A 10,236-nucleotide genomic window follows, 5' to 3' on the forward strand; every position below is an offset into this window, starting at 1 on the left:
AGGGAATATTGAACTCGGCATCAATACCAAAATCCATTACTTTGATAATATTGGGATGAGACAAACGAGAAAGATGAGAATATTCTGCATACATGAATGCATCAATATCACTTTTGGATGATAAGTGTTCCAACGGTAATTTTATTGCAAGTGAGCGATCATCACCGTAATATTCCGAATAGTCGTCTCTGGCCTCATATACGACAGACAACCCCCCCGTACCGAGCTGCTCACCCACAAGGTATCGATTATTCAAACGTTTTTCATCATCCATTTTTTTGATATTATTACTGCTGCTTGCTGGGATCAAATCGATGATATCTATCAGGTGTCTGGACATATTCCCTCCCTTTTAGATTTCAACAATGACTGCTGTTAGATTATCATCCGCCTCATTCGAGAGGACATAGGATGTTAGGAGATCCAAACCCGTTTGCAAGGAAAGACAGTTTAAAGACTCTTGGATCAATTCAGAAGATACATTGTCATAAAGGCCGTCGGAACATAATAAAAAAATATCCCTTTTTTGAACCCGAAATTTTTTGACTTCCAACGAAAGTTCTCCCGGAGCCGATAATGCGTTTGTCAGTACCTTTCGTAAACCGTTTTGAGTTTGGATTTCTCTAGCATGATCGAGAGTTACAAGTGAGAGATGATCATCTCGTAAAAGATAACAGCGGCTGTCTCCGGCATGAATGGAAACGCCCTTCTCTCCTTCGATATACAACAACACAATCGTTGTCCCTACAACGGCATCAATACCCGTCGTTTGCGCTTTCTTTTTTAAAATCAAATGAATATTGTAGATTTGTGAAATAATTGCATCCACTTTTTCATCGAAGCTGCCGCTCATCTGCATCTTTTCAAAAATATCGGTAACAAGATGACTCGCAAAGTTACCCTCTTGATGTCCTCCCATACCATCGCATACAATCCATAGTCCCCGTTTATCACTGACATAATAGGAATCTTCATTATTAGTACGAATGTGCCCCGGATGGGTCATAGAATAACTGGTACCCAAACTAAATTCGCCCATGTAATTTGAACTTCTTAATCGGACTATCCGGGTCAAATGCTTTTGCGGATGTCCCGCTAAGAATAAACGACCCCTTATTGTCTTTATTTATGTATTCAGCAAGTACCTCATCTGAGCCGTTTGGAACCGAGTGCATTCGGCCAAAGAGTTTAAAGAGCGCCCAAGGTCCTTGGGTTGTGAGTGAAACTACCGTATTGTTTTCCAAATCTATCAACTGAAACTTGCTATCCGCATTCCCGCTCTCGGAAGGCCATACAATTTTACGGGATTTTATCGGTCCGTGTTCATAGACAATCGTATTGTCATCGTATTGAAGCGACATCCCTTCCAGATTTTTACTCAAATTATTCGGACGTATAAACAAAGTGGTATTTAAAGTGTCCCCTCTGCTATTAAAAAGCCGTTTACGAATTTCACGGGCCTGATAAAGCGATTCCATTAATTCCGGTGTGATCGGGACGGTAGCACCGTCAATCCGTTTGAATTGATACCCTTTTCCGACCGGGTTTGTCGTTACAAACGGAGATATGTACTCACTTTGGAATTGATCCAATATCCCCCCTGCTCTGAAAAACTCTTCAAAATCACTGAGTGCGACATCTGTAGAGGCATTAGGATTGAACGGATATTTATTGGCCAATTTATCTCTGTAAAAAGGATATACCTGTGATGCGTATTGCTCACTGATATGCTGTTTTCCTTTGGAAATCATTTTTCCGGTACCGTTTCCGGCTGAACGCGGGAGCCAACGACTGACAGGGGAAGGAAGCGGACTGACTTCCACCGTTGTTCCGCCTTGTTTTGCACGACTCACAAGAGAGTTAAATGAATCCGAGGGTGATTCTGAACCCGATGATGGGCTGTTTTGTGCTGATGAATTATCAAACCGTGTCATCTCAGCTTGTAACGTTGATCCCGCAACACCCTCATCGCTCAAGAGCTGATTATAAGGCTTAAAGTAGTCTCTAAGAATCTTAGGAGTGTTCTCAGAAAGAGCCCCCTGAACATTGCTACCAACATTTTTTCCGACAGAAGCAGAAAGTTTTGCCGCCGCTTTTTTCTCCAACAGTTCGGTTATCGAATAAATATCCGTATTATTTTTAAGCGCTTTAAGAGCGGCTATGATCGGTGAATCTTGGGAGGAGAGTATTTTAATCTGATCCTGTGTCAATTCTGGACGCAGATATAATGTATTTAATCCTTCATTCCATATCTTTTTATAATCGTCAAAATAGTAGTTTTGAATTTTGGCATACACCATTTCCAATTCACTGTCTTTTAACTCTGTTGAATATCCCAGTACCCAATTTGAACGGATGATCTCTTTTAATAGCGTTTTGGAATCGAGAGTAAAGACTTTGTCGTAGCCGTTTTTCGTATAAAAACCGGGAATTACATATTCATTCCCGGCAAAGAGCGGCGCATTGATCCCCATAACAGTAGAAAATTTGAAATCTTTGAGATTCATCTCTTGAACTTTGTCTTTTAGCTGTTTGTACAGCAATGCCTCTTGACCGTATCCTGCTAATTTGTTTCTGGCAGTCTGCACCGTATTCTCATTAAGAGGATAGGGTTTAAATCCGTGTTCCAGAAGACGTTTCCAGTGTTCTGCACTATTTTTTTGAAGAGTCGGATTATCCGGATAGAGATGTGCCCATGTTTTACCCATCCATTCTCGCATAAATCGCTTATCCCGTTTCTCTTGATTGTTGAGCATAAGATAGGCTTTGGTATTTTCCCACGTAACATCGTAATTATCCAAATTTGCCAGAGTCTGAGTCTCAAGTGTTGCGGCAACATGCGGTAACATTATTTTTTCAAGCAAACGGTTGTAGAGTGCATCCAGTTTTTCTTGTCGTTCTTCAACCGTATAAAAAGACAATCTCCAAAAATGGCGCGATCTCTGTTCATCATCGAGCAATTTGATTTTATATGCTTTATTGAGTAGCTCTATATTGTGTTCAAAATCCTTTCCGTCCGAATTTTGTTTTTCAAGATATGCATACTCTTTAAGCTCTTTATTCAGTTCTTTAATCGTATTTGCATGAAGATTGTAGTCCCAAATCCAAAGCGATGCCGCTACAACAAGCACTAGTGCAGCCACGGCAATACCGATCCGCTCTCGGATTCGTTCTTTTATCCGGTATCCCGAATCCATTTTGATCACATATGCTTCGGCAAAAATAATATCTTGCAAAACTTTACGGATAAAGAGACCTTTACCCGCAGCAGTGTTCCCTAACAGATGTTCTTTTGATTTGATTGCACTAGGAACACTGGTAAAGTAAATACCGCGCAACATTAGCGGAGCACGATAACGTGTTTGCGCAAACCCTATGTCAATGAATGTTTTCAGTTTCTCAAACAAGCGTGTAAATTCATCCCCGAACAGCAAAATTTTAGACCGGGCACTGTTATCCCATTCCTGATGCATTCGATCCAAGATCGAAGCATCGAGACGTTTGAGCATCTCGTCAAATTCATGTTGGGCACTCTTACTGTCGATGTTTTTGGTATCATCAAACGTCATCCCCAGCACTTCGTCTTTTTCAGTATCGGAAATCGTACTGAAGTACTCACTAAATCCGGGAATTTTATCGGTTTTGCTCACAAGCAGGTAAATAGGGATTGTAGAGGCAAATGCATTGGAGAGTTCATCGAAACGATCCCGCAAACCTTTCGCATACAGTTCCAATTCTCCATCGGTTTTTTCCATCAATGTCTCGACACTGATCGTTAAAACCACACCGTTAATCGGACGTTTCCAGCGTTTCTTTTTAAACAGCTCTAAAAATCCCTGCCATACGCCCGCATCAATGGATCCCTCTTCTTGTTTAATAAATTTTCCGGGAATATCAACAAAAATAGCATGCTCGGCAAAATACCACTGAAACGACGGCTCGGTTCCAGCAGGTGAATCCGGCTGATTTTGGTAATTTATATTGAGTGGAAAATCAAGACCGGAAGATTCAAGAAGCGTCGTTTTTCCCTCTTTTTCCTGACCAATAATCAAATACCAAGGCAGCTCGTATTTCGCATCACGCTGACCTTTATAGACACTTGAATTTCTGATAATTTTTGTGGCTTCGATAAAACGTGATTTTAGTTCTTTTACTTTTGCGGCAACCAAATCCGTGTTCATGTTTTCTTTCGCACGTTGTGCTTTTGTTGCCTTTAACTTGGCCTGGGTATCCTCTTTTGCATAGAGTTTAAACACCAAAATTGCCATTAATGTACCGAAAAAGATTGAAAAGCCGATCAATAACCGTAAACTCAAGGATGCGAATGAATCAAACATAGTATCGCCGAACGCGATGACGACAATCGATAGAACGAATGCAATAACAATAATCCAAAACAATGTACTTTGAAACAGCTCTCTTTTGTTAATTTTTAACATTCAAATCCTTTTCAAACCCATATTCCATGTAGGGAAACAATCTCTTTTCTTGTCCGTTCAAAGATACGCTCAGAGTGATATATACCACGCTTAGTATTGCCAGCACACCGATAGTCAATGCTATATAGGGGGCTTTATAGACATAATGGTGCTTTTGCGCCGATGCTTTCGGTTCGGTATAAAAAGTTTGACTTTGTCTTCCGTGAACGGTTTTGATTTGTTTGTACAAATTTTCCCGTATGGCATCCAATTCCATTTTACCGCGTGTTTGAATACGATATTTACCCTCAAATCCCAAAGAGATACAGACATACATAAATTCTAGAAGATGAATATTATTGGCAGGTGAAGCAAGTAATTTAGTCAAGAGTTGAAAAAACTTTTCTCCTCCGTACGTCTCACGATAAAAATGGCCCAAAAGACTGTCTCTCGCCCAATCGTTGTTTTTACCCCAATGCGTAGTACAAATCAGCTCATCCAAAAAGGTGCATAACAAATAACGCGCTACCAATACCTCTGAACTATCAATATTTTCTTTCGCGGCATTTTGGGTGAAAGCTTCAATCTCTTCAATTAACAGGACGTGAACGTTCCCGACATCTCCTAAATCATACGTATGTAATAATCTATCGATATGGATAAAAATAGGTTTTGCCAACGAAATAAAAGGGTTCAATCCTTCAATCATACCGGGCTCATGCTCTTTAAAAAAAGCTTTATACTGTTGCTGCGGAGCGGAAGGTTTTATCTTTGCCATTCCCAGCGATTCACGGTTATTGGATGAAAAGCCGGTCAATGTTTCCTGCGCTTGCGATGAAGGCAGTAATACGGTTTTATTATCACTCATTATCGTCATACCCTCTTAATCTTTATTACTTCGTATTGCCCATAAATCATAGTCGATACCTTCGACCTCTCCGGCCAGATAGAAAGCCATTCCGCCTGAATTTTGCAGTGTACGTTTATCTTCGGTTGAGAGTTCAATTTTGAAATAGATATGGTTGACCCGGTACGGTATCTGACGAGGAGCTGCAGGAAGCGGCTTAATCTTAAATCCGGCAAGATGATAATTGACCAAATCCCGAATAGTCTCAATGGTACCCATTTTCAGATTGTCAAGAAGCATTTTTTTCAATTTTTCCGTTGCCATATCTGCCGTAACCGCTAAAACAAATGAACCCGAATCGATCAGTGTCTTGTCTTCCAGTTTGGCTACATAGATACCGTATTTACGCTGCTCTATCAACAACTTGAAACTGTTCTGTTCCAGTACCATGCTGAGCATTGTTTTTAGTTCGTTTAATAAGAGTACAAAGCTCTCTTTTTGCTTTTTATGATCGTATAGGTACTCTTTATCCAAACGTCTCTCTTTTTTCATGAAAACCGCCAACTCCGCCGCCAATGAGTTGAGTTCTAAAAAAAGGATATCGGGGTGAATTTTTTCTTGCGATAAGTAAAAATAAAAACGGCTATGAAAACGGTTTAGAAGCTGCAAAAGCAAATAATCGCCTAATTCCGCCACTTGAATCGTGACATCGCTCAATTTCTCTGCAAGCTTCAACATACGGAAATTTAACACGCTCATCAACTCTTTGAGTTGTGCCAATAAATACGAGCAGCGGTGAAGATGCAGATAGGTGGGGATAAAATTTTCATCCAATGATACCGCGCCGCTTGCAGAGACTGAGCCGATACGGGCTATGGCTATGACACCATACCCCTCATTCAGTTCTTCGTCCCGCAATAGGCGAAAATTAGGCTGGGCCAAAAGCAACTCGGCATTTGAGTTCTCGCCGACATTGCTGTTTGGTACATCCCGCTCTCTTCGCGCGATCATGCGCGTCGTTTTTACCTCATCTTCTTCAAAGGAGAGATCATCGGCATATTGCATGTATAAAGGCAAAGAGAGATATATCGTTTTTCCGGAATCTTTTGAGCCGATATCGAGAATCATCTCATGATCTTTGACCGATATATCAAACAATGTCCCATCAGGCATAATTCCGTAAGCCCGGTTTAAAACCAGTTTCCCTGAATTCAAAAATTGGGTATCAATATCCAAATCAAACAACCCCCATCGGTTTGAACCCGATTCAATTGTTCGTGTACGCAATTCATAGGCATAATGACGATCATTTTGCTGAAAATGTTGGGGACGGATAAAAAGCCCTTCTCTCCATACTACTTTATTTACCATTGCTTATTTCCTTGATTGAAGAGTTATCGATAAAAAGCTCCGCCTTGTTGTACCCTTTTTCCAAAGGTTTCGCATAGCGCCACGATGGACTGCCCTCAATATTTCTGAAACTCCCTACAAGTCCGAAATAATTGCTGTTTTCATCCAGAAGGATTTTGTAGTTTTGTTCCTCACTAGGGATAATGATCTGTTTGGATTGAGATATCAGAGCGTTATCCAAATTTTTTTTCGCTTCGTCGCTCAAACCCCAAAAATCCGTTTTGTAAAACTGCGTTGAATCTTTTAGTTCATAGAAATAGAGCACCAAAGGTGAAGGAACATTGTTTTTATTCGGATTTAGATTTTTTCCGCTTTTAATAACCAATTCCAAATGTTTCGGCTTATCCGCACAATTGTTAATGGTGAGAGCAACCGTGATCAACAGTAAGGTTTGAAAAAATATTTTTCGGTAGGTATGCATCCTATTTCCTTTTATCGTTTATGGAGTGAATCAGAAGAAGCAAGCCCTACTGAAAACGCTAATTTTTCGTACTCTTTTGTAAAATGGGGAGAAAGTATTTCGATCCCGGAGTCAGGGTCATCGTTGAGAGTATCAAACATCTGCGCGTATGCCTTCCACATCAAACAACTTCGTGGCATCGGCCCGCGCAACGCACCTGTAGCATCAAATTTTCGTTCTAAATTTTTAGGTGAAAATTGCATCAGTGCGGTACTCATAAGATTTTTAGAAGCCCCATGCAAAGCGATCGTATGGGCATCGATTTGTGCAAAAGAACGAGTTACCGCTATAGATAGGTTTATAAAACCTTTCCGACCTTCCATCCGCTCATCTTGCAATAGCTGTAAAGCTGAATTACCGAGTTTGATCGGATTGTTTTCATTATTCTCTTCTGGTTGTAACGAAACCCGTAAGTCTTGTTTGGTTCTCTCTTTGATATAGAGAGAGTTTCGTAATCCATCCAAACTGTTCACGAGTACATCTGCGATTTCACTCATCAACAGATCTCGCTCTTTTTTTTCTAAAGCGATAATCTCTAACCCGAGTTTCTCTTCCAAAATACGGATGGAATCCGCCAGTTGTTGATCATGGGCGGGAACATACGATTTTTTCTTTGACTCCAATGGTGCAAAGGTAGGAACACTGATGTGTTGATCATACAGTTCTCTTCGAATCTCAGGTGTCTCAGAAAATTCACTGTCATTCATATCTAAAAACTCTGAAGCTCTCTTCGTGTCGTCCAGTAAATCGAGTACATCTTCTTTGAGTTCAGATTCCTTTTCAGACGTCTCACTAAGCATATCTCGTACGTCTTCATACAAGAAATCATCATCCGGTATCAATTCACGAATCGCTTCCAAAGGTTCCGGCTCGTTTGAAAAACTTCCTACGATAAAATCATCCGTGTAATCATCGTCGCTGAAACGGGCTTGAAGCTCATGATCCCCGATAATATAGACATCGGAAGAACTGATGAGATGCGGTATCCCTTTTGGAAGTTTTTTATAGGGATGTTTTAAAAAAGTACCGTTTGTGCTCTCATCGCGAAGATAATATTGTTCGTATTTGTACTCAATATAAAAGTGTTTTCCTGAAATATAATTGTCGAAATCATTCAACTGATAGTCCGCTTCACTGCTGCGACCGACCACACCGTCACACTGAGCAAATTTCATATTTTTATACGTCGGTCTGCTTTTCCCGCTTTTTGCAATGTCCAAAATAAGCTGCATCTTATTCTCCGTCTTTGAGCGGTTTTTTATCCGGTTTGACTTGATTCATCGGCGTGTACTGCTCTATACTGCTCGAACAGCCATAAAAGACCGAAACGAAAAATAGAGAAATCATTATCGTGACTAACGTTTTCATCTTATGCTCCTTTTATAGTTATCTCTTTATTTTTGTCCATACTCACCCGTATCGAATGCAATGGAATATTTTCGGCACTGTATTTCAGAATCTCACTGGATAGTTTTGGCATCAGATTGGTATTAATGATCAACTCAATATTGCGTGCACCTGTATCCCTGGCGTTACTGAGCGCTACGATATGTTCTAAAAGCGCATCATCGTATTTGAAACTTATCTCGCGTACTGAGAGTTGTTTTTCAATCCGTTTTAGTTTCAAAGAGATAATCTCTTTTAACGCTTCCGTACTCAAATTCATGTAAGGGACAACGTTCATCCGTCCTAATAGCGCCGGTTTGAGATAATCGCTCAATATAGGAAGAATCGCATTGGTGAGTGGTTCGAGTTCAACGTTTTCGTATTCGGAACAAATCTGAGTAATCGCATCGGTGGCAAGGTTGGACGTCATTAAAATAATCGTGTTTTTAAAGTCGATCGCTCTTCCTTCACCGTCATTGACCGTCCCTTTGTCAAAAATCTGATAAAAAAGGTTCAGAATGTCCGGATGCGCTTTTTCGATTTCATCAAACAGTACGACCGAATAGGGTTTAATCCGGACAGGATCTGTCAACTGTCCCCCTTCTCCATAGCCGACATATCCCGGAGGGGAACCGATAAGGCGTGATACCGTATGTTTTTCTTGAAATTCGGTCATGTTGATCGTGGTAAGGAACTGCTCTCCGCCATACAAAAGGTCGGCTATAGCACGGGCCGTTTCCGTTTTTCCGACACCGCTGGGTCCGACAAGCAAAAAGACACCGGTAGGAGCATTTTCATTTTTCAACCCTGCAGCAGAAATTTGCAGAAAAGTATTGAGATACTTGATCGCTTGATCTTGTCCGATAACACGCTGTGTCATTTGTTCTTGAAGGCTCATCAGATTTTTGGCCTGTTCGCGAACCATGCTTCCCAATGGAATTCCCGTCCAAGAGGAGATCACTTCAGCTACTTGATCCGCAGTAACGTTATCATAAACATAATGGCATTGCTCCTGCATGGAGAGGAGCTTTTGGTGTTCTTTTGCCGCCGCCTCTTTTTTGCCTAAAATCCGCAGTGTTGCGATCTCATCCACTAATTTTTTTTGTTTTTCATACTCGATTTCACTCTTTTTCAGCTCTTTATCGAGTTGTTTGACCTCATTATTTAAAATCTTGATCCGTTTGGAATAATCTTTTAACCCGTTCCCGTCATCACGCGTCAAAAGTTCAATCTCTTGTGCGATTTTGAGTTTTTCGTTTTCAATGCGCTGTATCGCATACGGTCGGTTGGTCTTGCTGATTTTGACATTGGCACATGCCGTATCCAGTACATCGATCGCTTTATCGGGCAATTGACGCCCTGTAATGTATCGTGCTGACAAAGCCGCAGCTGCTTGTATGGCAGCATCTTCGATATATACACTATGTTCCTGCTCGTATTTATGGGCAATACCGCGCAAAATAGTCACCGCATCCTCTACACTCGGCTCCAAAAGATTGATTTTTTGGAACCGGCGGGAAAGTGCCGGGTCTTTTTCAAAATATTTTCGATATTCGAGCCATGTCGTGGCGGCAATCGTACGCAGTTCCCCGCGTGCCAAAGCCGGTTTCAGAAGATTGGCAGCATCACTGCCCCCCTCATTTCCACCCGCTCCGATAAGTGTATGCGATTCATCGATAAATAAAATAATAAAGTGGGTGCTCGATTGGATAGCA

8 protein-coding genes and 1 pseudogene are annotated in these 10,236 nt (G+C 41.0%); all 9 read right to left on the reverse strand.

Features of this window, described 5'->3' with window-relative positions; translation table 11 throughout:
* A pseudogene (locus tag PHP90_RS12590) lies at window positions 1-340 on the reverse strand (hypothetical protein); the annotation flags it as partial.
* 12 nt (window positions 341-352) lie between these two features.
* Window positions 353-1,039: a serine/threonine-protein phosphatase gene (locus PHP90_RS12595; protein WP_299930573.1), complete on the reverse strand. Its 687-nt coding sequence runs from the start codon at window positions 1,037-1,039 to the stop codon at window positions 353-355.
* The gene (tssM, locus tag PHP90_RS12600; protein WP_299930576.1) at window positions 1,026-4,439 is read right to left on the reverse strand and encodes a type VI secretion system membrane subunit TssM; all 3,414 of its coding nucleotides are present in this window, start codon (window positions 4,437-4,439) and stop codon (window positions 1,026-1,028) included. The genes PHP90_RS12595 and tssM overlap by 14 nt, the downstream gene beginning before the upstream one ends.
* Window positions 4,426-5,286, reverse strand: a complete 861-nt coding sequence (gene icmH / locus PHP90_RS12605; RefSeq protein ID WP_299930578.1) for a type IVB secretion system protein IcmH/DotU — start codon at window positions 5,284-5,286, stop codon at window positions 4,426-4,428. Before icmH ends, tssM begins: the two co-directional genes overlap by 14 nt.
* Before the next feature lie 15 nt (window positions 5,287-5,301).
* Window positions 5,302-6,636 carry a type VI secretion system baseplate subunit TssK gene (tssK, locus tag PHP90_RS12610; protein ID WP_299930580.1) on the reverse strand — a complete coding sequence of 445 codons (1,335 nt, stop codon included), beginning with the start codon at window positions 6,634-6,636 and terminating at the stop codon, window positions 5,302-5,304.
* Window positions 6,626-7,096 (reverse strand): type VI secretion system lipoprotein TssJ, encoded by a 471-nt coding sequence (gene tssJ, locus PHP90_RS12615; protein WP_299930583.1) that lies wholly within the window; start codon window positions 7,094-7,096, stop codon window positions 6,626-6,628. Before tssJ ends, tssK begins: the two co-directional genes overlap by 11 nt.
* Window positions 7,097-7,107: 11 nt before the next feature.
* Entirely contained in the window at window positions 7,108-8,367 is a 1,260-nt protein-coding gene (gene tagH / locus PHP90_RS12620; protein ID WP_299930586.1) for a type VI secretion system-associated FHA domain protein TagH, read from the reverse strand.
* Window position 8,368: 1 nt separating this feature from the next.
* Window positions 8,369-8,503: a hypothetical protein gene (locus PHP90_RS12625; RefSeq protein WP_299930589.1), complete on the reverse strand. Its 135-nt coding sequence runs from the start codon at window positions 8,501-8,503 to the stop codon at window positions 8,369-8,371.
* Window position 8,504: 1 nt separating this feature from the next.
* The coding region (locus PHP90_RS12630) for an AAA family ATPase (protein WP_299930592.1) at window positions 8,505-10,236 on the reverse strand (1,732 nt) is incomplete at its 5' end.

This window comes from Sulfuricurvum sp. (genome assembly GCF_028712165.1).
In the GTDB taxonomy this organism is placed as follows: Bacteria; Campylobacterota; Campylobacteria; order Campylobacterales; family Sulfurimonadaceae; genus Sulfuricurvum.